This is a genomic window from Achromobacter sp. EG18, assembly GCF_059759395.1.
Genome location: NZ_CM186213.1, coordinates 1,877,915 through 1,901,132 on the forward strand (window position 1 = coordinate 1,877,915; position 23,218 = coordinate 1,901,132).

Here is a 23,218-nt window from a genome sequence, read left to right on the forward strand (position 1 = left end):
GACAGAAAAGCGACCGACCATGAATCGTCAATCCCGCATCCTCGCCCAATCCGCCCGCCGCCAGTCCCTGAAGGCCCCGCCCCTGCCCGCGCTCACCACCATGGCGATGGTGATCGGCTCGCTGGTCTCCGGCGGCGCCCACGCCAACCCCACCGGCGGCAACGTCGTGGCCGGCGGCGCGACCATCAATGACCGCGGCAACGGCACGCTGGACATCAACCAGTCGACCGGCAAGGCGATCATCAACTGGAAAGACTTCAGCATCGGCGCCAACGAGACGGTCAATTTCCGCCAGCCGGGCAGCAACAGCATCACGCTGAACCGGGTGGTCGGCAACGATCCGTCGGCCATCTTCGGCCGCCTGAACGCCAACGGCACGGTGATGCTGGTCAACCCGAACGGCGTGCTGTTCGGCAAGGGCGCCCGCATCGACGTGGGCGGCCTGGTCGCCACCACCGCCAACATCAGCGACAAGGACTTCCTGGCCGGCAAGTACAAGTTCGACAAGCCGTCGTCCAAGGCCAACGCCATGATCGTCAACGAAGGCACGATCAGCATCAAGGACAGCGGCCTGGCGGTGCTGGTGGCGCCTGCCGTGCGCAACTCGGGCGTGATCGAGGCCAAGCTGGGCCGCGTGGCCCTGGCCGGCGCCAAGACCGTCACGGTCGACTTCCATGGCGACGGGCTGCTGAGCTTCGATGCCACTTCGACCGTCAACGAATTGCCCAGGGATGCCGATGGCAAGCCGGTTTCGGCGCTGGTGACCAACGCCGGTGTGATCCGCGCCGACGGCGGCACGGTGCTGATGACGGCGCGCGCGGTCAAGGGCGTGATCGACAACGTGGTCAACACCGACGGCATCGTCAGCGCCAAGGCGGTGGGCACGCAGAACGGCAAGATCGTGCTGTCGGGCGGCGACGCCGGCACGGTCAATGTGGCGGGCACGGTCGAGGCCACCGGCGCCAACGCCGGCGAGCGTGGCGGCAAGGTGGTGGTAACCGGCGAACACGTCAACGTGGCGCGCGGCGCCGCCATCGACGTGTCCGGCGCGGCCGGCGGCGGCGAGATCGCGCTGGGCAGCCAGGGCGTCGCGCCCGACGACGGCTCGGCCGCGTTCAGCGGCAAGTCGTCCACCGTCAAGGTGGCGGCGGGCGCCAGCCTCAAGGCCGACGCGCTGGTCAACGGCAAGGGCGGCAACGTGACGATGTGGTCCAACGACGCCACGGCGTTTGCCGGCAGCCTGTCGGCGCGCGGCGGCGCGCAAGGCGGCGATGGCGGCTTCGCCGAAGTCTCCAGCAACAAGAACATCGGCCTGACCGGCTCGGCCGACCTGCGCGCGCCCAAGGGCAAGACCGGCCTGCTGCTGATCGACCCGACCGACCTGCGCATCGTCGATTCCGCCAGCGGCGGCGGCTCGCAGGACGGCGCGGCCGGCGACGGCACCATCAACGGCGGCGACGCCAACACCGCCAACAACACCGTATCGCGCGGCCTGCTCGAAAGCCTGGCCGGCACCACCAACATCAAGCTGGAAGCCACCGGCCAGATCACGGTCGCGGACATGGCCGCGATCAACCTGAAGACCACCGCCGGCCACAGCTTCACGATGCGCTCGACCCAGACGGGCGGCATCCGCTTCGAGAATTCGAACACCGAGATCAGCACCCAGGGCGGCTCCATCACGCTCGAAGCGCTGGGCGTGGGCAGCACGCTGGACAATATCGGCAAGCTGACCAGCCGCGGCGGCGCGATCACGCTGAACGCCACCGGCGACATCAACCTGGCCAACGTCATCAATGCCGGCACCGGCGCGGCGCAGATCCGCACCAGCGCGGGCTCGATCCGCAACACCGGCGGCGCCAACCAGGTGGTGGCGGGCAGCACTGTCAAGCTGGACGCCAGCGGCGGCAGCATCGGCGACCTGGCCGCCCCGGTCAACACCCAGACGGCGCAGCTGTCGCTGGCGACCGGCGGCAACCTGGCGGTGGCCAACCGCCAGGCCCTGACCTCGCTGGACATCACCAGCCGCCACGCGCAACCGGGCGTCAACAACAGCTTCCTGCTGACCTCGCCGGACCTGGCCTTCGCGCTGCAGGACAACGGCGGCTACCAGCTGAACACCGTCAACCAGTCGGCCCTGCACTTCTCGTTCACCGGCGACCGCACCATCACCGTCGGCGACGTGGCCCTGGGCACCGGCACGCTGGCGCTGACGTCGACGGCCGGCAATATCTACGGCACGACCGGCGGCCTGCTCAACGCCAACCAGGTCACGCTGAGCGCCGCCGGCAGCGACGGCCGCAACGGCGCGATCGGTTCGTCCGCGCAGGCCCTGCGCATGCAGACCGTGGGGTTGACCGCCACCAGCGGCACTGGCGGCATCTATGTGAACGGCCTGGGCTCGCTGAACCTGAAGGCAATCGACACCACCGGCAACCTGGCCATCCAGACCACCGCCACGCTGACCTTGGGCGATATCAAGGCGGGCGGCGCCGCCGCGCTGACATCGATGCTCGGCAGCATCGTCGACGACGGCAACGACGCCACCAGCATTTCCACCTCGTCGCTGACGCTGTCGGCCGCGCAGGGCATCATCGGCAGCGCCGCGCGCGCCCTCAAGACCAACGCCAGCACCCTGTCCGTCACCGCGGGCGCCAGCGGCGTGTACCTGGACAGCGCCAGCGCCAACCTGAACATCACGCAGGCGCAGGCCAACGGCGGTCCCGTCACGATCACGGGCGCGGGCAGCGTCTCGGCCAACAACGTCAGCTCCGGCGGCGGCGCCATCAACCTGACGGGCAACAGCATCGCCGCCGGCCAGATCAACGCGGGCGCCGGCAATGTCACGCTGACCGCGCGCGCCGGCAGCATCACCGGCACCTCGGCCTCGCTGATCACCGGCAACGTCGTCACCCTGCTGGCCCCGGCCGCCAACACCAGCTACACCGTCGGCACCGCGGGCACCTACCTGCGCACGGCCGCCGGCATGCTGAACGCGACCGGCGGCAGCATCTACCTGAACCAGGCCCAGGGCTCGGTGCTGCTGGACGACCTGAAGGCCAACAACGGCATCTTCGTCACCGGCGTGGCGAACCTGAGCGCCAACATGCTCGATGCCGGCACCGGCACGCTCTCGCTCAATGCGCAGGGCGGCAGCATCGTGCGCGCCAATGCCAACAGCGCGTTGGCGGGCAGCAGCATCCTCCTGCAAGCCCAACAACACATCGGCACGGCCAGCGACCACCTCACGGCGGCCACCACCAGCCTGACGCTGGGCAGCGGCGGCGACATCTACGTCGACAACCCCGCGAAGACGCTGACCTACCTGGCCATCACCAATTCGCACGCCGACCCGGCCCGCCGCAACACCATCCAGGTGACCGCGCCGTCCCTGAATTTCGACGTCAATGACGACCTGGGCAACGCCTACGAGCTGCGCCAGGTCTACAGTTCGCTGCTGAGCCAGTTCTCGTTCACCGGCGACCAGAGCCTGAAGCTGGGCAACATCCGCGCCGGCAGCAACATCACGCTGGTCTCCAACCAGGGCAGCATCCTGGACGACGGCATCGCCGACACGCGCGTCACCGCCAACAACGTCAGCCTCCGGGCCGCCCAGGACATCGGCACCAGCGCCAATTTCGTCGCCGTCAACGCGCCGGGCCTGACGCTGGACACGCGCGGCAACCTCTACGCCACCGACATCGCCGACCTCACCTCGTTGACGGTGTACGCGCGCCACAAGGACGTGGACGACCGCTACACGCTGGACGTGCGCGCGCCGTCGCTGCTGTTCAACATCACCGACGACGTCGGCGGCAACACGATCCATGAAGTCCGCGACAGCAACTGGGTCAACTTCAGCTTCAACAGCGACCGCGACATCACCGTCGGCAACATCGACGCCGGCTACAGCGGCAGCATCACGCTGAACGCCGCGGGCGACCTGCGCGACGACGGCAACAAGCAGACCCGCCTGTTGGCCAATTCCGTCAGCCTGATCGCCGGCAAGGCGGTCGGCGCCACCGGCACGGGCTATCTGGACGTGCTGACCGGCTACCTGAGCGGCACGGCGAGCAATGGCGGCTTCTATGTGCAGCTGCCCAATCCGACCGGCTACGCCAATTACACCGGCATCGTCACCCTGAACAACATCACCGCCAGCGACGCCGTGCAGATCGACCTGCGCCAGGGCGACGCGCTGCTGGCCGGCACGGTGCGCAGCAACGCCGGCAACGTCACGCTGAACGTGGCCAACGGCTCGCTGTACGGCAGCGGCGGCGGGGTCTATGCGGGCGCCAACGACATCACGCTGTCGGCCGCGGGCACGATCGGCGGCATGTACGGCGGCACCCTGCGCTACGTCGGCGTGGGCGCGGCGGGCCAGGCCAACGTGCAGGCCACCGCCGGCACCGACATCTACCTGAACGGCACCACCGGCAACATCAAGCTGACGCGCCTGCAGGCCGGCAGCGGCCAGATCGGCTACACCCAGTCCTCGGGCACCACCACTATCGGCAGCCTGAGCGCCGGCGGCGCGGCCACGCTGGCCAATAGCGGCGGCTCGCTGCTGGACGACGGCGATGCCGCCACCGTGATCCGCGCCAGCAACATCGCCCTGACGGCGGGCGGCGCGATCGGCGCGGCCGGCGCGGCGCTGACGCTGCAGGCGCCCGACGTCAGCCTGACCAGCGGCGGCAACATCGCCGTGGACAGCCTCACCGGCCTGACGCGATTGAATGTCACGCGCAATGGCACGGCCAATGGCGTGTACGGCATCACCGCGCCCAACCTGACGGCCTTCACGCTCACGGACGACGGCCTCGGCATCCACCTGACGGACATCGCCAGCTCGACCAACCTGGACTTCGGCTTCACCGCCAACAACAAGAACCTGCTGGTCGGCAACATCGACGCGGGCGCCAACGGCAAGGTCAGCCTGGCATCGGCCCAGAACATCAGCAACGACAATCCGGCCAGTCCCGGCGTCATCCGCGCCGCGACCGTCGCGCTGACGGCCGGTTCGAACGGCTCCATCGGCTCGTCCATCACGGGCGGCGCGCTGGCCCTGAGCGGCACCTCGGCGCTCAGCCTGACCGCCGGCAACAACATGTACGTCGGCAGCGACACCGTGCTGCGCAGCCTGGCCATCAACAGCCTGAAGAACGCCGGCAGCGCCAGCACCTTCGCCATCGGCGGCGGCGCCGGCCAGGTCATCACCATCAGCGACGACGGCGCCACCCAGTACCTGGAACAGGTCACGGGCGGCCTGACCGACTTCAGCTTCAGCGGCCGCAAGAACATCCAGGTCGGCACCCTCACGGCCAGCAACACGGTCAGCCTGACCACCGCCGGCGGCGGCGTCAATTCCAGCATCACCAGCGACGGCGGCAGCGGCCGCATCACGGCCGGCAGCGTCACGCTGTCCGCCACCGGCGCGGACAGCTACACCGCGCGCGACGCCAACACCGGCGCCATCGGCGCCAGCGGCCGGGCCCTGCGCCTGAGCACCAGCAACCTGGCCATCACTAACAACGGCGACATCAACCTGAACAACGGCGGGCTGGCGCTGAACAGCCTGAACCTGTACCTGTCGCGCCGCGACGCCGGCAGCAGCGTCAACTTCGACACCAACAGCTACGCCTTCGGCGGCCTGGGCAGCCAGACGCTGGCCATCTCCGGCGGCACCAACCTGTCGATCGGCGCCAGCATGGCCGGCGCGGCGCTGACCATCAACACCGATACCGCCATCACCGCCAACGCCATCAACACCGGCAGCGGCTCGGTGTCGCTGACTTCGCGCTACGCCAATACCGACCTGGCCCCGACCATCGGCGGCTCGGGCCTCATCACCGGCAACAATGTCAGCCTGAGCGCCCTGGGCACCAATGGCAGCGTCTCGGCGCAGACCAGCGCGTCCAACCTGTCGATCGCCTCGGCCGGCAACGTGTCCGTCGCCAACAACAAGGCGCTGACCGCGCTGTCGCTGACGGCCAACCACAACAGCAGCAGCGGTTCGATCAACAACACGTACAACATCAGCGCCAGCGGCATGACGGCGTTCTCGTTGAGCGACTCCACCGGCGTCGCCGGCCTGACGCTCAACAACATCACCAATACCGGCAACCTGGCGCTGTCGATCTCGTCGGACCGCGCGCTGACGGTCAACAACGTCAGCACCGCCGCCGGCGGCTCGGTGACGCTGGCGAGCAACGGCACCATCTATGGCAACAGCTCCAGCGCCAGCTCGCCCAACATCACCACCGGCGCACTGACCCTGAATGCCGGTTCGGTCACGGGCACCTACGCAACCAACCAGCCGCTGTTCGTCAGCGTCGACTCGCTCTCGTCCAACGTCCGCGGCAGCCTGTGGGTGTCGAACAACAAGAACCTGACGCTGCTGGACAACAGCGCCACCAGCTCGGCCCAGGTCAACGTGACCAACGGCTCGATCACGCAGGGCGCCGGCCGCTTCGTCACGCCGGTCCTGACGCTGACCGCCACGCAGTCGATCGGCGCCGCCGGCAACGCGATGCAGACCGACACCCGCCAGCTGACCACGCAGTCGGGCGGCAACCTGTACATCAACAACGCCAGCGACCTGTTCTCGCTGAACATCACCGCCAACCACGCCAACAGCGCCGTGGACAACGTGGTGCAGGTGGCGGCCAAGGGCCTGACGTTCAACGTCACCGACGCCGGCGTCTACACGATGACTGAGGTCAGCGACCTGACCGGCCTGAACTTCTCGTTCAACGGCGACCGCACGCTGTACGTCGGCAACGTCGACGTCGGCCCGGCCAACACCGTGAGCCTGGGCGCCTTTGGCTCGGGCGCCCACATCCTGAACCTGACGCCGACCTCGCACATCACCGGCGACGTGGTCACGCTGGGCGCCAGCGGCCAGATCGGCGTGGCGTCGGGCGACAACTCGGGCTCGATCCACACCACCACCGGCGAGCTGTACCTGACCGCCGGCAGCCACGTCTACCTGGACAACGACCGCGACCTGGCCAGCCTGTCGCTGTACGCCACCGGCTCGTCGGCGGCCACCTACCAGATCCTGTCCAACGAACTGCTGTTCGACGTGGCCCACAACGGCAGCCGCCTGCAGGTCAACGAGGTGCGCGACAACACCGGGCTGAACCTGATGCTGTCGAGCAACGTCGGCCAGGACATCGGCATCATCGACACCACCCAGAACGGCACGGTGCGCCTGTCGAGCAACAACAGCATCCTGGGCAGCGCCGACGACAGCCAGCGCATCACCGCCGCGTCGGTGCAGATCACCACCCAGGGCTCGGGCGCCATCGGCGCCGTGGGCCGCGAGATCAACCTGTCGGCGCCGCTGGTGAACATCCAGAACGCCGGCGATGTGTACATCGACTCCGACCGCCACATCGACGCGCTGACGCTGTATTCCACCGGCAACAGCGCGCGCAGCTATGGCATCACCTCGCCCACCCGCGACGGCGGCAACATCGTGTTCCAGGCCGCGGATGGCGGCAGCGGCAGCAGCGCCGGGCTGGTCCTGACCAAGGTCGAGGACGCGGGCGGCCTGAACCTGAGCGTGACCAGCGACCGCAGCATCACTGTCGGCGCGATCAACGTCGGCTACGACAACGTGGCGCTGTACTCGCGCGGCGGCTCGCTGCTGGGCGACGGCGACGCCAACAGCAAGATCGACGCGGCCGGCCTGACCCTGACGGCGGCCAACGCCATCGGCGCCGCCGGCACGGGCAACGCCATCGACACCCGCGTCAGCACGCTGAGCGGCCGCGCCGACAACGGCGGCGCGTTCATCACGGTGGAAGGCAACACCAGCCTGCCGAGCCTGACCTCGACCGGCGCCAGCTCGGTGGGCAACACCCTCGGCGACATCGAGCTGGGCACGGTCAACACCAATGGCAATGCCTTCTCGGTCAACAACACCGGCGGCTCGATCCTGAGCGGCACGATCAACAACGCCACCAGCGTCAACCTGACGGCCAACGGCTCGATCGGCAACAAGAGCGCCATCCGCACCAATGCCCTGAACGGCGGCACCACCACGGTCACCCTCAGCGCCACCAGGACCGACCGCGCCGATGGCAGCATCGCGCTGAACGAGACCTATGGCCTGCAGGCGACCTCGGTTACCGCGGCTGGCGACATCACGCTGGCCGCCGACACCGGCAACAACGGCCGCAACCTGACCGTGGGCGCCGTCACGTCCACCGACGGCGCGGTCACGCTGTCGACCGCGCGCGGCAGCATCACCGGCATCGACAACGGCAACCTGGTCACCGGCAAGAGCGTCAACCTGACGGCCAACTACGGCACGGCCTCGAAGATTGGCTCCTCCAACTCGGCTCGCCTGCATCTGAACACCGAGAAGCTGACGATGGCCACGCCCGGCAGCATCTACGTCGACAACCTGGCCGACCTGTCCGACCTGACCATCATCCGCACCAACGCGCAGGGCTCGAACCTGGGCAGCGCCGGCTTCCTGACCATCGACGCCCAGAACCTGACGTTCAGCGGCGCCGACACCGGCAATGCCACCGCGCTGACCATCGTGCGCGACACGACCGGCCTGAACTTCACCTACCAGGCCATCGGCGCGATCAACGTACACGACATCGACGTCACCCAGAACGGTTCGGTCAACCTGTCGACCAACCCGTACTACACCACGGGCGGCTCGATCCAGGGCATGAACGCGTCCTCCAAGATCGTCGCCGGCGACCTGACGCTGTCCACCGCCTCGGGCAACGCGCCCAACACGATCGGCTCGGCCGGCCTGGCCCTGAACACCCAGGTCAAGAACATCGCCGCCACCGCCTCGGGCGGCATCTGGCTCAAGCAGACCGGCTCGATCAACCTGGGCAACCTGCGCGCGGGCGGCGACCTGTCGGTCACCACCACCACGGGCGACATCCTGGTCGGCACGGTCAGCTATGGCACCGGCAACGCCCTGACCCTGAACGCCCAGACCGGCAGCATCCTGTACGGCGGCGGCACGCTCTCGGGCGCGGGCGCAGGCGCCATCACGCTGACGGCGCAGAACGGTATCGGCACGCGCGACGCGGCCATCAAGATCGCCGCGCCCAACAGCCCGGTGTCGGCCACCGTCACCGGCGACGGCTCGCTCTACCTGGACAGCAGCGGCAACCTGCTGGGCGGCCTGACGACCTCGGTCGCCAATGGCGAAACGCGCATCACCGGCAACGGCAGCCTGGCGCTGACCAGCGTCACCTCGGGCACCGACGCCACCGGCAACGACATCTCGGTCAAGACCACCTCGGGCAACATCACGGTCAAGAACGTGCAGGCCGGCGCCAACCACGGCCAGGTCACGCTCAACGCCGAGAACGGTTCGATCCTGGCCGACGCCGCCGGCGCCACCGTCAAGGCCTACGGCGTGGCGCTGAACGCCGCCAACGCCATCGGCGCCAGCAACGGCCGCATCAACGCGACCGGCCAGCGCGTCGAAGCCACCACCGGCGGCGGCATGTACCTGGCGGCGGACAACAATTCCGTCTACTCGTACCTGTCGGGCAACACCATCGACATCGCGGCCGCCGGCAATCTGCAGATCGCCAACGCGATCTCGTCCAATGGCGCGATCAAGATCACCGGCAACGGCGCCAACAGCCAGCTGGTGGCCGGCAACATCGACGCTGGCGCCGGCACCGTCAACATCGACTTCAGCAAGACCGGCAGCACCATCGTCGACGACCGCGAGGAATCCACGCGCATCATCGGCAACAACGTGGTGCTCAAGGCCGGCGCGGGCATCGGCGGCGCCGCTGGCTCGCCCGACAATCTGCAGACGACCGCCGCCAACATCACCGCCGAAGTCACCGGCGCCGGCGCGATCTACCTGAACGACAACCGCGCGGCCGGCACCACGCTGGCATCGGTCATCACCCAGAACGGCGCGATCGGCATCACCACCGCCGGCCCCACCCTGGTCACCAGCGCCATCAGCCGCAACGGCTCGGCCAGCAACAGCATCTCGATCGCCACCACCAGCGGCGACCTGTCGGTCAACACGATCGACGCCTCGGCGGGCGGCGACATCAGCCTGAATGCGGCCGGCTCCATCCTCGGCGCGGTGGCCAACAACCTGGTCCTGGGCAACACGCTGACGGCCGTCGCCGGCGGCAGCATCGGCTCGGCCGCCTACCCGGGCAATGGCTCGGGCGGCATCGCGCTGCGCACCAACCTCGGCGCCCTGGGCAACCTGTCGACCGCCGCCGACGGCGCGGTCATCGTGGTCAACAACATCGGCACGCGGGCGCTCAGCGCCAACAGCGGCAACATCCAGCAGAGCGGCGCCAACAGCTCGGTCTACCTGACCACCGCCGGCGATCTGGACGCCAGCGGCGGCATGTCGAACACCGCCGCCAACCTGCTGCTGTCCTCGGGCGGCAAGCTGACGCTGGCCAGCGCCGGCGTGCAGGCCAACGGCACCATCACGCTCAAGGGCACGCAGGACGTGGTGGCGGCCGGCGCCACGCCGCGCACGATCAACGTCAAGGGCACCACGCTGAATTTCAGCAGCGGCGCCGCGGGCGGCAACACCACGCTGGTGACCGAAGCCCGCACCATCGGGGCCAGCCTGACCGGCACCAGCACGCCGGCCAACCTGACGCTGACCAACACCGGCGCGCTCGACGCATCGCTGAGCGCCGCCAACGGCGACATCAGCGCCACGGCAACCGGCTCGCTGAACGCCTCGGCCACCGCCGCCGGCAGCAACCGCACCATCGCGCTGACCTCGCAGCACGGCGATGTCGAGATCGGCATCGTCAACGCCGGCGCCGCCAGCGGCACCGTTATCCTGAGCGCCGCCGAGGGCTCGCTGCTGCGGCTGGACAACACCCTCACGGCCAACAGCCTGGACCTGACCAGCAAGACCGGCATCGGCACCCAGGCCGACCACTTCACCACGTCGGCCCGCAACCTCAAGGCCAACGTCCTGGGCAGCGGCGACATCTATGTGGACGCCTCCGGTCCGTTGACGCTGGGCCGCGTCGCGACGGCCGACGGCAACATCGGCATCGCCTCCGCCGGCAACCTGACGAGCACGGTCGGCCTGTCGGCCGGCAACGGCGGCGACGTCACGCTGGCCTCCACCGCCGGCAACGTCACTGTCAGCCACGATATCGCCAGCGCCGACGTGCATGACCTGTCCGTGAGCGGCGCGGCCATCGCCATGGCCGCCACCAACACCAGCGGCAGCCAGGCCTACACCGGCAACGTCACCCTCAACGGCGACCTGACCGGCAGCGCCATCGGCATCACCGGCAACGCCACGCTGGCCGGCGGCAAGCGCACCCTGACGGCCAACGGCGCCAACGGCGGCGTCGCCCTCTCAGGCGCGCTGAACGGCGGCGCGCAGCAGGCCGTGATCGTGGCCGACGACGGCGACGTCACGCTGGGCGGCAATGCCTCCAACCTGGCCAGCCTGACCATCACCGGCAACAACATCGACCTGCGCCAGGTCGCCACCACCGGCGCCCAGCAGTACAACGGCGCCACCACGCTGCGCGGCGCGTACACCACCGCCAACGGCGCCTTCGGCGTCGACGGCGCCACCACGCTGGCCAGCACCGTGAGCGTGACCACCGGCAGCGGCGCGGTCGCCTTCACGGGCGCCGTGTCGGGCGCCAACGCGCTGACCGTCACCAGCAGCGGCACCACCACCTACGGCGGCGCGGTCGACATCGCCTCGCTCAACCAGGCGGGCACCGGCGACACGGCCATCAACGGCGGCAGCGTCACCACCAGCGGCACGCAGACCTACGTCGGCCACGTGACGCTGGGCGAGGATGCGGTGCTGACCGGCGCCACCGTCACCCTGGCCAACGGCGCCGACGGCGCCCATGCGCTGGAAATCGACGGCACGGCCCTGCTGACCGGCGCCATCGGCGCCACCACCAAGCTGGCCAGCCTGACGCTGGACGGCGCCGCCACGCTCAATGCGGGCAGCATCGCCACCACCGGCAACCAGCGCTACAAGGGCGCCGTGACGCTGAGCGGCGTTCACACGCTGAGCACCACCACCGGCGGCGTGGCCTTCGACGGCGCGCTCGACGGCACGCATGACCTGCACGTCGTGTCCACGGCCGGCGGCGACGTCAGCTTCGACGCGGTCGGCAGCGCCACGCAACGCCTGGGCAACCTGACGGTCGACACGGCCGGCACGACCGCCTTCAATGGTTCGGTCTACGCGGCATCGGTGCAGACCGACGACCCGGGCGCCGTGACCATCACGGGCGAGCGCGTCGACACCACTGGCGTCATGCGATTCGGCGAGCTGGTCACGCTGGGCGGCAACGTCACGCTCAAGGGCGCCAGCGTCACCCTGGCCGGCGGCGCGAACGCGACCGACGAGGGCCAGGGCCTGACCATCGAAGGTCCGGCCACGATCAACGGCCCGGTGGGCGCCGGCGCCAATGGCCGCCTGGCCTATCTGACCGTCGACGGCGACGCGACGCTCGGCGGCGGCCCGCTCAAGACGGTGGGCGAACAGTCCTACCTGGGCAAGGTCGAACTGTCCGGCAATGCGCAACTGAGCACCGCCGACGCCAAGGTGACCTTCAACGATACGGTCACCAGCGGCAACGGCAGCGGCCTGACGGTCAGCAGCGGCAGCGGCGACGTGCGCTTTGCCGAACAGGTCGGCGACGCCGCCACGGGCCGCCTGGGCGCCCTGGCCCTCAACAGCAACGGCGCCACCACCTTCGAGAAGGCCGTGTACGCCGCGTCGGTCAACACCGACGCCGGCGGCACCTTGGCCATCAACGGCGGCCTGATCGACACCACCGGCACGCAGTCCTATGGCGAACGCGCCGTGTTCAGCACCGACACCGTGCTCAAGGGCAGCACCGTCAGCCTGCTGGGCGGCGGCGACGGTAAGCACGACCTGACCATCGACGGCAATGCCGTGCTCAAGGGACCGCTGGGCGCCAATGATCCGCTGGCCAGCCTGACGGTCAAGGGCAGCGCCACGCTGGGCGCCGGCAGCATCGTCACCGACGGCGAACAGTCGTACCAGGGCAATGTGACCGTGGGCGGCAACGTCTCGGTGACCAGCCGCCAGGGCGACATCGGCTTCGACCGCGCGGTCGACGGCGGCCACGGCCTGACGGTCGTCGCCAACCGCGGCGAAGTGACCTTCGCCGGCCCGGTCGGCCAGGGCTCGCGCCTGGGCGACCTGAAGGTCAGCGCCGCCGGCGACATCGTGCTGGACGGCCCGGTGCGCGCCGCCTCGGTGCAGACCGGCGGCAATGGCGACGTGCTGATCAACGGCGGCTCGGTGGACACCACCGGCACGCAGCAATACGGCCAGCACGTCATCCTGAGCGGCGTGGACACCACCCTGACCGGCGCCAACGTGCAGCTCAAGGCCGGCGTCGACGGCACCCAGCCGGGCCAGCAAGGCCTGGTCATCGTCGGCAACGCCGATATCCAGGGCGACGTCGGCGCCACCACGCCGCTGCGCAGCGTGGCCGTCACGGGCGCCACCACCCTGGGCGGCGGCAAGACGCACACCACGGGCGACCAGGTCTACAACGGCGCCGTGACCCTGAAGGGCGACCGCGACCTGACCAGCGACACCGGCTCGGTGATCCTGGGCAGCAAGCTGGATGGCGGCAACGGCAACAACCTGAACGTCAACGCCGGCAAGAACATCCAGGTCGCGGGCGACGCCACCGGCCTGGGTTCGCTGACCCTGCGCGCCGTCGACACCATCGTGTTCAACGGCGACGTCAGCGCCTACCGTGTGCAGCAGTTGGAGGCCAAGTCCGCCAGCTACAACGGCGCGGTGCGCGCCTCCGGCCCGGACGGCATCGACATTTCGGGCGGCACGCTGTCATTTGGCAAGAACGTCACCGCCGACACGGGTTCGATCCGCATCGCCAATACCAGCCCGACCGGCACCACGTCCTTTGGCGCGGGCAGCACCGTGAAGGCCGCCACCGGCTTCACCCAGACCGGCGGCGCCGGGCTGACCCTGCCGGCGCAATTGCTGGTGACGCAGGGCCCCATCAACCTGGGCGCGCCGGCGAAACTGCAAGGCGGCAACGCGGTCATCCAGACCAACGGCGACATCACCGCCATCGGCCTGAGCGGCCTGCAGACCTCGCTGACGCTGGCCTCCGGCGTGGGCGCGCTGCGCATCGGCCTGAACGACGCGGATCCGAGCCACAAGCTGGACGTGGCCGGGCTGACCGTGCCGAACGCCGGCTCGGCCGACATGTGGGGCGCGATCGGCGGCAAGACCGGCTCCATGGCCGCCACCATGGTCCGCAGTTCGCTGGTCGGCGCGCCGTACTACATGAACGGCGCCACCTGGGGCCCGACGGACGTGATCGACCGCCTGGCCGCCGTGACGGCGCCGCGCACGGTGATCCCCACCACGCCCACCGCCAACCCGCTGTTCCAGGGCACGGTTCCGTCCAAGGGCTTCGGCCCCGACGCCCTGGGCGCGTACACCGATCCGCAGGTGTTGACCGTGGCCTCCGCGTTTACCTGGCAGCTGCCTTCCGGCGACAATGCGCTCCTGAGCGTGCCGGCCGGCAACAACCCGGTGCTGCAGACGCCCGGCGCCAATCCGCAGCGCCCCGCCGCCGAAGGCGTGCCGTCATCCGATGACGCGCGCCGCGACACCGGCACTCCCTCACGTACTCTCTGATCCAACACCATGACCACGCAGACTTCGCTTCCCCTGTTCTACGAACAACCCCGTCCGCTCGCTGCCGGCGTGCACGCCAACCTGTCGCTGGCCGGCAACACCGGCTTCGCCTACGCCGCCAGGACCAACGCGGTGCCGCTGGTGGCCACCGAGCTGCCGACCGCGTGCCGCCACTTCCCCATCGTCTTCACCGATGGCGAGCAGCCCACGCCGGTCGCCGTGCTGGGCGTGCGCGGCCAGGAAAACCTGTTCGTCGACGCGCAGGGCCAATGGCGCCCCGGCACCTACATCCCGGCCTACGTGCGCCGCTATCCCTTCATCTTCATGGAGAACGAAGACCGCAGCCAGTACACGCTGTGTATCGACGAGAAGGCCGCCGCGGTGGTCGAGGGCCGTGACAACCCGTTCTTCGACGAGGCCGGCGAGCCGACCGCGCTGGCCCGCAGCGCCCTGGAATTCTGCCGCGACTACCAGAACCAGCACGCCTACACGCTGGAATTCGCGCGCGCCCTGGCCGACGCCGACCTGCTGGTCGAAAACCGCGCCGACATCACCCTGGCCGACGGCCAGCGCCTGGCCATGTCCGGCTTCAAGGTGATCGACGAAGCCAGGTTCAACAAGCTGCCGGAAGCGGAATTCCTGCGCTGGCGCGCCAATGGCTGGCTACCGCTGGTCTATTGCCACCTGCTGTCGATCAACACCTGGCCCAGCCTGATCGATCAGGTGCAGCCGGTGGTCGCGGCCGAGGAAGCCGCCGAGGCGTGATCTTCCGGAACGCCCGCGGGCCGGCGCACGCGCCAGCCCGCGCCCCACGGCCCCGCCGGCCTCGCCGGTCGGGGCCGTGCGCGTTATGACGCTTGCCCGGTCGCGCGCGCCAGGAAGGCCAGCACCGCGCGATAGGACCCCTCGTTGCCGGCCGCGTTGGCCGGCGGCGTGCCGCCCGCGTCCAGCAACAGGCCCGACATGGCGTGCGGCTTGCTGATCAGCGTGGCCGGCAGGCACGGATAGTGCACGTGATGCCCCGCCCCCTTGCACACATAATGCGACGTGGGCAGCCCGTGCGCCTCGCGCTGGCGCATGACGATCTCGGAATATGCGGTGCTGGGCCAGAAGCCGTCATCCGACGCGCTCACCAGCAGGACCGGGCCCGGATAGCGTTCAACCGGAATGCGGGCGCGCTCGAACGCCGCGGCATCGCGGCTGGCGCTCAGGAATGCATGGGTCTGCCGGTACGGCGGGTCCGAGGCGTAGGCCGCCTCCCAATCGGCGCTGGCGTTGTCCTGCCACAGGTGCGGCAAGGGCTCCCCGCCCTTGCGCCAGACCTGCGCATTGCGTCCGGTGCCCGGCTCGCCGGCGCTGACCACGCCGTGCGTCACCGGCGACGGCACGTAGGCCACCACCGCGCTCACCAGGTCGGGATAGTGCGACGCCACCAGCAATGAGGTCTCGCCGCCGCGGCTGATGCCCGACAGCGCCACGAAGCCGTCGCGCGGCTTGAGTTCGGCGCGGGCCCAGCGCAGCGCCTGCTCGAAATACTCCAGCGGCATGTCGTTCAGGTACTTGGGCCGGCCGTCGTAGTTGAAAATGGCCAGCGCCAGGCACTGGTAGCCGCGGGCCGCGAACAGCGCCGCGCGCGGCGCGTTGACGCCGCCGGACGAGCCGTTCATGTAGATCACCAGCGGATGCGGGCCGGGGCCGGCGGGCGTGTAGAGCTCGCCCGACAGCGTCATGCCGCCGACCTGCTCGCGCACCGCGCGGTGCGTGACGCCCTCGGCCACGAAGGTCTGCACCAGCCGCGCGGTGGCCTCATGCCGGCCGTCGGTGGCGTGCAGGTCGATCACCAGCGGCTCGGTGCGATCAGGCGGGAACACCACCCGGTCCATCTCCTCGCAGGTCATCGACCACAACAGTCCCATGGCGGACGGCTCGGCATAGCTGCCGGACACGGGGCAATCGCGCGCCAGGTCCAGGCTGCCGTCGTGGCCGGCCATGAACACCGCCTGCGAACGCCACGGCACGCCGCTCATCCGCATGCGGGCCGTGACGGTGACGAAGGCGTAGGCGGGAAAACCGTCGATGCGGATCTCGCGCGGCACGTCGATCAGCGCCGTTTCGGGACTGACGGTGATGCGGGCTTGCTCGGTCATGGCGCTTCCTCAGCCTTTCAGGTCGGTCTTGGGCACGTTGTTGGCGCGGATCACGCCGGCCCACATGGCGGATTCCTCGGCGATGACGCGGTCCAGGTCGGCCGACGAGGTGAACTCCACGGTCACTCCCTGCTCGGCGAACTGCTTGACCAGGCTGGGATCGCGCGTGCCTTCGCGCACCGCATGCTCCAGCGTCCTGACCACCTCCGCCGGCATCGCCGCCGGCCCCGAGATCATCATGCGGGTATAGAGTTCAAAGCCGTCGACGCCGGCCTCCTTCATGGTCGGCACGTCCGGCAGGCTCGACAGGCGCTTGTCGGCCGTCACCGCCAGCACCTGCAGCTTGCCCGACTGGATGTTAGGCAGCGCCGACGTCGGGAAATCGAAGGTGCTCTGCACCGTGCCCGCCATCAGGTCCAGCAGCGCCGGGCCGCTGCCCTTGTAGGGCACGTCCTGGAACTGGGTACCGGTCCTGGACTGGAAATGCAGCAGCGCCAGGTGGTTGATGACGCCGCGCCCGGCATGGGCGCAAGTGATGTCGCCCGGCTTCTTCTTGGCCAGCGCGATGAATTCCTGCACGTTCTTGACGCCCAGCGCCGGATGCACGATCAGCAGCATCGGCGACTTGCCCATCGACCCCAGCTGCTTGAAGTCCGACTGCTGGTACGGCAGGTTGTTGTAGAGCAAGGGGTTCAGGATCATGCCGTTGGTGCCGGCAAAGCCCAGCGTGTAGCCGTCGGGTTCGGCCCGCGCCACGGCCACCGTGGCGATGATGGCCTGGCCGCCCGGCCGGTTCTCGACCACCACGCTGCCCTTCAGGACCTTGCCCATGCGTTCGGCCAGCGCGCGCGCGGCGATGTCGGTCAGGCCGCCGGGCGCGAAGCCGACCAGCAGGCGCACGGGGCGGGTGGGGAAATCGGCCTGGGCCTGGGCATGCGCCAGGCGAGGCATCAACGGCAGCGCGGCAAGCGCGCCCAGGGCGTGGCGGCGGGTGAACGGCATAAGGCTCTCTCCAGACAGGCGCGCACGACGACCTCGCGACAGGCGGCCGCGCGAGCCATGCGATGAACAAGGGGGAAGGAAGCACAGGCCGCCCGCCGAACGGCGGGGGGTCTCAATGACGGTATCTTGTATGCAATATGGCGCGGGGGCTATCTAGGGATATCCCGGGTCGGTGGCCTGCCCCGCCGCGCGCGCCGCGGCCAGCCGCCACAGTTGCTCGGCCACCGCGGCCATGTCGGTCGGCTGGCGGAACAGGCAGATCTCCAGCGGAATGTCCCATTCCTGGCCGCCGGCGCGCACCAGCCTGCCCTGCGCCAGGTCCTCGCGCACCAACATGTCCGGCAGCCAGGCAACGCCACGGCCCTGCACCGCCATGGTCCGCAGCAACGTGGCGTGCGGCCCGACGAAGGTGGCGCGTATGCGTTCCTCGCCGAGGTCCTTCTTGCGCAATTGGCTGGCCACGATGCGCCCCAGGCCCGAGGCCGGCCCATAGGCCAGGAAGTCCACGGCGCCCTCGCCCGCCAGGCGATGCGCCGGCGCGGCCGATCCGCCCGGCGCGCTGACCGGCACCAGCGTATCGGTGCCCAGCCGCACCATGGGATAGGCGGTTTCATCGAGGCGGCTGGCCACGCGCGGATGCCGGTGGCACAGCAGGAACTGCACGCGGCGCTGCGCCATCAGGTCTTCGCAGGCCTGGAAGCTGTCGGACATCATCTGGATCGCGCCGACTTCCATGTCCGCTTCCAGGCCGGCCAGCCATTTCGGAAAGAAGGTCAGCGACAGCAGATGGGTCGCCGCGAAGCGCAGGCTGGCGGCATCCTGCGCATGGGCCGCGACCGCCTTGATGCGCGCCGCCTCCAGGTCGGCCAGCACCTGCTTGAGCAGCGGCAGGAAGCGGCGGCCGGCGGCGGTCAGTTCGGTGGGATGCGAGCTGCGGTCGCACAGGTCGGCGCCCACCCATTCCTCCAGCGCGCGGATGTGGCGGCTGAACGCCGGCTGCGCGATGGCGCGCGCTTCCGCCGCGCGCGAGAAACTTCCGGTGTCGGCCAGCGCGAGGAAATCCTCCAGCCAATTCATGTCCAGAGGTCGGTTTCCAGGTCCCATGATTGTTTGCAGCGCAGCATAGATAATTCTATGCAATTCGAGTATTGGACGGCCCAAAGGGGATGCCGCAATCATAGCGGCCATTCCCCCACCCACAGGACCTGGAAAACACCCATGCCTTCCATCCCGAATTACCGTGGCATCATCCCCGCGATCGCCTGCCCGTTCACCGCCGACCGCCGCATCGACGAGCCCGCGCTGCGCCGCCTGGCCAGCTGGCTGGCGGGCCACGATGGCGTGGTCGCCGTCATGACCAACGGCCACACCGGCGAGGTGTTTTCGCTGACGCCCGCCGAACGCGCGCAGGTCACCCGCATCGTGGCCGACGAGCTGCGCGGCAGGCTGCCCGTGATTTCCTCGATCGTGTGCGAAGGCATCGCCGAGGCCGCCGAACACGCCCGCGCCGCGCGCGCCGCCGGCGCCGCCGCGCTGGATGTGATGCCGCCCCACCACTGGTTGCGTTTCGGCTTCACGCCCGGCCACGCGCTGGAATACTTCCAGGCCATCCACGAGGCCGCGCCCGGTCTCGACCTGGTCTGCCACGTCTATCCGGCATGGACGCGCGCGTCCTATTCGTCGAGCCTGCTGGCCGACCTGGCGCGGCTGCCCTACGTGCAGGCCTTCAAGGTCGGCCAGCGCGACATGAACAAGTATGCCCGCGACATTCAGGCGCTGCGCGACGCCGATGCCTCCAAGGCCATTCTCACCTGCCACGACGAATACCTGCTGGCCTCGATGGTGCAGGACGTGGACGGCGCGCTGGTCGGCTTCGCCACCTTCATCCCGCAGCTCATCATCGATCTGTGGGAGGCGGTGAAGGCCGGCGATCTGAAGCGCGCCCAGGCGGTGCAGGCGCTGATCACCCCGCTCAAGGACGCGGTGTACGGCGCCGGCGAGCCCACTGGCGAAGCGCATGCCCGCATGAAGGCCGGCATGTACCTGGCCGGCGTGCTGGAGAGCGCCGCGGTGCGTCCGCCCACCGAAGCCCCCGGCGCGGCCGAGATGGACGCGCTGCGCGCCGCGCTGGCCAAGGCGGAACTGCTGGCGCGCTGACGCCGCATCGCGCGGCGGCCAAGGGGCGGGACAGCCCCGGCGACGCCGCGACGACATCAAAACAAGAGGAGACACATCATGCGAAAAACCATTCTGTTGCGCGCCGCGCTGGCCCTGTGCACGGCGCTTGGCGCCGCCGCGGCGCACGCCGAGGCCGCCTACCCCGCGCGCCAGGTGCGGTTCGTGATCCCCTTCCCGCCGGGCGGCACGCTCGACATGCTGGGCCGCGACGTGGCGCAAAAACTAAGCGAGCAGACCGGCCAGAGCTTCGTGGTGGAAAACCGTTCGGGCGGCAACGGCATCATCGGCGCCGACGTCGTGGCCCGGTCGCCGGCCGACGGCTACACCCTGCTCTTTAACGCCTCGACCTTCACCACGGCGCCGATGACGATGAAGTCCGTGCCTTTCGACGTCGACAAGAACTTCGTGCCCGTCGCCATGGCCGGCAAGGCGCCACTGTCGGTCTCGGTCAAGAAGGACCTGCCGGTGTCCGACCTGGCCGGCCTGCTGGCCTATGCCAAGCAGAATCCGGGCAAACTGACCTTCGCCGTCGGCTCGATCGGATCGGCCGGTCACCTGGCCACCGAACTGCTCAAGCGCCAGGGCGGCCTGGACTACATGGTCATCCCGTACCGCGGCACCTCGCCCGCGCTGCAGGATCTGGTGGGCGGGCGCATCGACGGATTCATCGACCCGGTGCTGGGCGCCCTGTCGTACTACAAGGGCGGCATGCTGAAGATCCTCGCCGTCACCTCGGAAACGCGCCTGCCCAACCTGCCCGACGTGCCCACGGTGGGCGAAGTGCTGCCCGGCTACCAGTACTACAGCTGGTACGGCCTGTGGGCGCCGGCCGGCACCCCCGCGGCGATCGTCGAGAAGCTCAACGCCGAGGTCAACAAGGCCCTGTCCTCGGGCATGGCGGCCAAGTACGAACAGCTGGGCGTGACGATCACGCCTATCACCACGGCCGGGTTCACGCGTTTCCAGAAGGACGATATGGCGCGCTCGCGCAAAATCATCGAAGAAGGCCACATCCATGTCGACTGATCCCACCCCAGGCCACGCGGTCGTCACTGGCGCCACCGGCGGCATCGGCCAGGCGATCGTGCAGCGGCTGCTGGATGGCCGCTGGCGCGTGACCGGACTGGACCTCGGGCCGGCCGTGACGCGGCATCCCGCCTACCGGCATGTCACGGTCGACCTGTGTGACGACGCCGCCACCCATCGGGCCTTGCAGGGTCTGGACAACGCCACGGCCCTGGTGCATGCGGCCGGGCTGTTGCGGGTGGCGCCGCTGGCGCAATCGGAATCCGCCGATGGCGAACTGATGTGGAAACTGCACGTCGATGCCGCGGTCCGGTTGACCCGCGATCTGGCGCCGGCGATGGTCGCGCAAGGCGGCGGCCGCGTGGTGCTGGTCGGCAGCCGCGTGGCCCAGGGCATGCCCGGCCGCGGCCAATATGCCGCGTCCAAGGCGGCGCTGGTGGCGCTGGCGCGCAGTTGGGGCGCGGAACTGGCCGGCCAGGGCGTCACGGTGAACGTGGTGTCCCCGGCCGCCACGCAGACGGGCATGCTGGAAGACCCCGCCCGGGCCGCCAGCCCGGCCCGCATGCCCCCGATCGGCAGGCTGATACAGCCCGGCGAGATCGCGGCCCTGGTGGCGTTCCTGCTGTCCGCCGAGGCGGCCGCCATCACCGGTCAGGACATCGCCATCTGCGGCGGGGCTTCGTTGCCCCGCTGAACCCAGGTTCGCGCGGCCGACCGTGCCCCGCGCGGTCGCGCCCTTGTGCGGCGGCGTCCCGACAGATGCGACAACCGCGCCGACGGCCTTCGCCGCCGGCCGCGCCCGGCTTCAGGCGGGCTTGCTCATCAACCGCTTCCAGCCTTCCAGGCCCAGCCGCTGCATCGTGTCGATGTTCTTCTCGTAGATCTCGGCGGCGTCCGGGAACGACTCGACCGCGCGGTCGATGCTGTCCTCGCGCAGCAGGTGCAGGATGGGATACGGCGACCGGTTGGTGTAGTTCTCGATATCGTCCGGCTGGGTGTCGGCGAACTGGAACTGCGGGTGGAACGTGGCCACCTGCAACTCCCCCACCAGGCGCATGCGCTTGAGCAGGCGGTCCGACAGGTCTTCGAAGTCGTTGAACTCCAGGAAATCGTCGAGCGCGTCGGGAATGATCAGCAGCGTGGTGTCGATCTTCTCCGGATCGGCCTCGGCCAGCAGGGCCAGCTCATCCTGCAGGTCGGTCAGGACGCCTTCGGCGTCGGTGGCATCGCTGACGGCAAAGCGGATCTGGTCCTTGACCTGGACCGCTTTGGCGAACGGACAGAGATTCAGGCCGATCACGGCCTGGGTGAGCCAATGGCGGGTTTCGGCAACCACGTTGGCGTAGGCGTCGGAAGTGGAAATCATGGCGGGCAGTCCTGGCAAAACGCGAGTATAGGCGACCAGGTGGAAGGCGCCGCGACCGGGTTCACCGTGGGCCAACGCCCTGCCGCCACGCCTGGGATACAATCGATCGCAATGGGAATGGAGCTTCCCAAAACCGCCGATCCCTCGGCTGATGGCTCCTGCTGACCGGGCAACATGCCCGCAGCGGGTGCCGTCCGGACAAAACCCGCCGCGGCGGGTTTCTTGTTTTTCGGGCCGCGACCTCGTCGCTGGCCGCCCGCGCCTGCAACCGGCGCGGCCCGTGGACAAGCCCCAGGCTGTTGCTCTCCATCGTTTCACCTGGAGAGAAATCTTGAATCTATTGCTGGTATTCGTCGGCGGCGGCCTCGGCTCGGCCGCGCGCTACGGCATGAGCCTGGCCGCGTTGCGCCTGGGCTGGGTCGCCTTCCCCTACGCCACCCTGGCCACCAACGTCATCGGCTGCTTCGTCATGGGGCTGATCACCGAACTGCTGGCGCTGAAGTTCTCGGTGTCGCAGCCGACCCGGCTGTTCCTGACCACCGGCATCGTCGGCGGCTTCACCACCTTTTCGACCTTCGCGCTGGAGACCGCGCTGCATGTGGAACAGGGGCGCATCGGCACCGCGCTGCTGTACGCCGGCCTTTCGCTCGGGCTGGGGCTGGCGGCGCTGTTCGGGGCGATGGCGCTGGTGCGGGCGTGATGGCGGTGGCCGGGGCGCCGTTGACGGCCGCGCTCGCCATCCACCCTCCGTCCGACATTGCCGGAGCCTGTGGCACCGCGCGACGGGGCCGCGCTAGAGTGGCGCCACGACTA

At 69.4% G+C, this 23,218-nt stretch carries 10 protein-coding genes and 1 riboswitch; of the genes, 6 read left to right on the forward strand and 4 right to left on the reverse strand.

Going from position 1 to position 23,218, the window contains the following annotated elements; translation table 11 throughout:
• Window positions 1-19 precede the first annotated feature (19 nt).
• Both AC6CR5_RS08605 and AC6CR5_RS08610 read left to right on the forward strand, forming a co-directional pair.
• Window positions 20-14,686: a filamentous hemagglutinin N-terminal domain-containing protein gene (locus AC6CR5_RS08605; RefSeq protein ID WP_498085518.1), complete on the forward strand. Its 14,667-nt coding sequence runs from the start codon at window positions 20-22 to the stop codon at window positions 14,684-14,686.
• Window positions 14,687-14,695: 9 nt separating this feature from the next.
• The gene (locus AC6CR5_RS08610; RefSeq protein ID WP_047991115.1) at window positions 14,696-15,451 is read left to right on the forward strand and encodes a SapC family protein; all 756 of its coding nucleotides are present in this window, start codon (window positions 14,696-14,698) and stop codon (window positions 15,449-15,451) included.
• A gap of 83 nt (window positions 15,452-15,534) precedes the next feature.
• On the opposite strand, the gene AC6CR5_RS08615 is transcribed toward AC6CR5_RS08610, so the two are convergent.
• From AC6CR5_RS08615 to AC6CR5_RS08625, 3 genes are all read right to left on the reverse strand, one after another.
• Window positions 15,535-16,833, reverse strand: a complete 1,299-nt coding sequence (locus AC6CR5_RS08615; RefSeq protein ID WP_200221488.1) for an alpha/beta fold hydrolase — start codon at window positions 16,831-16,833, stop codon at window positions 15,535-15,537.
• Between the two features lie 9 nt (window positions 16,834-16,842).
• Window positions 16,843-17,835 carry a Bug family tripartite tricarboxylate transporter substrate binding protein gene (locus tag AC6CR5_RS08620; RefSeq protein WP_241117478.1) on the reverse strand — a complete coding sequence of 331 codons (993 nt, stop codon included), beginning with the start codon at window positions 17,833-17,835 and terminating at the stop codon, window positions 16,843-16,845.
• Between the two features lie 153 nt (window positions 17,836-17,988).
• A complete protein-coding gene (locus tag AC6CR5_RS08625) occupies window positions 17,989-18,912 on the reverse strand; it encodes a LysR family transcriptional regulator (protein ID WP_233638984.1) in 924 nt (307 codons plus the stop codon).
• 141 nt (window positions 18,913-19,053) lie between these two features.
• Here AC6CR5_RS08625 and AC6CR5_RS08630 point away from each other — a divergent pair, with 141 nt between their 5' ends.
• The 3 genes from AC6CR5_RS08630 (at window position 19,054) to AC6CR5_RS08640 (ending at window position 21,733) form a co-directional block, all read left to right on the forward strand.
• Window positions 19,054-19,992, forward strand: a complete 939-nt coding sequence (locus AC6CR5_RS08630; protein ID WP_251200773.1) for a dihydrodipicolinate synthase family protein — start codon at window positions 19,054-19,056, stop codon at window positions 19,990-19,992.
• Window positions 19,993-20,070: 78 nt separating this feature from the next.
• Window positions 20,071-21,039, forward strand: a complete 969-nt coding sequence (locus AC6CR5_RS08635) for a Bug family tripartite tricarboxylate transporter substrate binding protein (RefSeq protein ID WP_054445109.1) — start codon at window positions 20,071-20,073, stop codon at window positions 21,037-21,039.
• Entirely contained in the window at window positions 21,029-21,733 is a 705-nt protein-coding gene (locus AC6CR5_RS08640) for an SDR family NAD(P)-dependent oxidoreductase (RefSeq protein ID WP_053501239.1), read from the forward strand. The genes AC6CR5_RS08635 and AC6CR5_RS08640 overlap by 11 nt, the downstream gene beginning before the upstream one ends.
• A 111-nt stretch (window positions 21,734-21,844) precedes the next feature.
• Here AC6CR5_RS08640 and AC6CR5_RS08645 read toward each other — a convergent pair whose 3' ends face one another.
• On the reverse strand, window positions 21,845-22,405 hold the full coding sequence (locus tag AC6CR5_RS08645; RefSeq protein WP_024069356.1) for a DUF1415 domain-containing protein: 561 nt from the start codon (window positions 22,403-22,405) through the stop codon (window positions 21,845-21,847).
• A gap of 104 nt (window positions 22,406-22,509) precedes the next feature.
• Window positions 22,510-22,573, forward strand: a riboswitch (Fluoride riboswitch).
• 163 nt (window positions 22,574-22,736) lie between these two features.
• Between AC6CR5_RS08645 and crcB the strand changes: the two genes are divergently transcribed.
• Entirely contained in the window at window positions 22,737-23,105 is a 369-nt protein-coding gene (crcB, locus tag AC6CR5_RS08650; RefSeq protein ID WP_054445110.1) for a fluoride efflux transporter CrcB, read from the forward strand.
• The last annotated feature ends 113 nt before the right edge of the window (window positions 23,106-23,218 follow it).

Coding starts and splice junctions, on each gene's coding strand:
- AC6CR5_RS08625 (WP_233638984.1), bottom strand. CDS start 18,912: ATGAATTGGCTGGAGGATTTCCTCGCGCTGGCCGACACCGGAAGTTTC.
- AC6CR5_RS08640 (WP_053501239.1), top strand. CDS start 21,029: ATGTCGACTGATCCCACCCCAGGCCACGCGGTCGTCACTGGCGCCACC.
- AC6CR5_RS08635 (WP_054445109.1), top strand. CDS start 20,071: ATGCGAAAAACCATTCTGTTGCGCGCCGCGCTGGCCCTGTGCACGGCG.
- AC6CR5_RS08630 (WP_251200773.1), top strand. CDS start 19,054: ATGCCTTCCATCCCGAATTACCGTGGCATCATCCCCGCGATCGCCTGC.
- AC6CR5_RS08605 (WP_498085518.1), top strand. CDS start 20: ATGAATCGTCAATCCCGCATCCTCGCCCAATCCGCCCGCCGCCAGTCC.
- AC6CR5_RS08610 (WP_047991115.1), top strand. CDS start 14,696: ATGACCACGCAGACTTCGCTTCCCCTGTTCTACGAACAACCCCGTCCG.
- AC6CR5_RS08620 (WP_241117478.1), bottom strand. CDS start 17,835: ATGCCGTTCACCCGCCGCCACGCCCTGGGCGCGCTTGCCGCGCTGCCG.
- AC6CR5_RS08615 (WP_200221488.1), bottom strand. CDS start 16,833: ATGACCGAGCAAGCCCGCATCACCGTCAGTCCCGAAACGGCGCTGATC.
- AC6CR5_RS08645 (WP_024069356.1), bottom strand. CDS start 22,405: ATGATTTCCACTTCCGACGCCTACGCCAACGTGGTTGCCGAAACCCGC.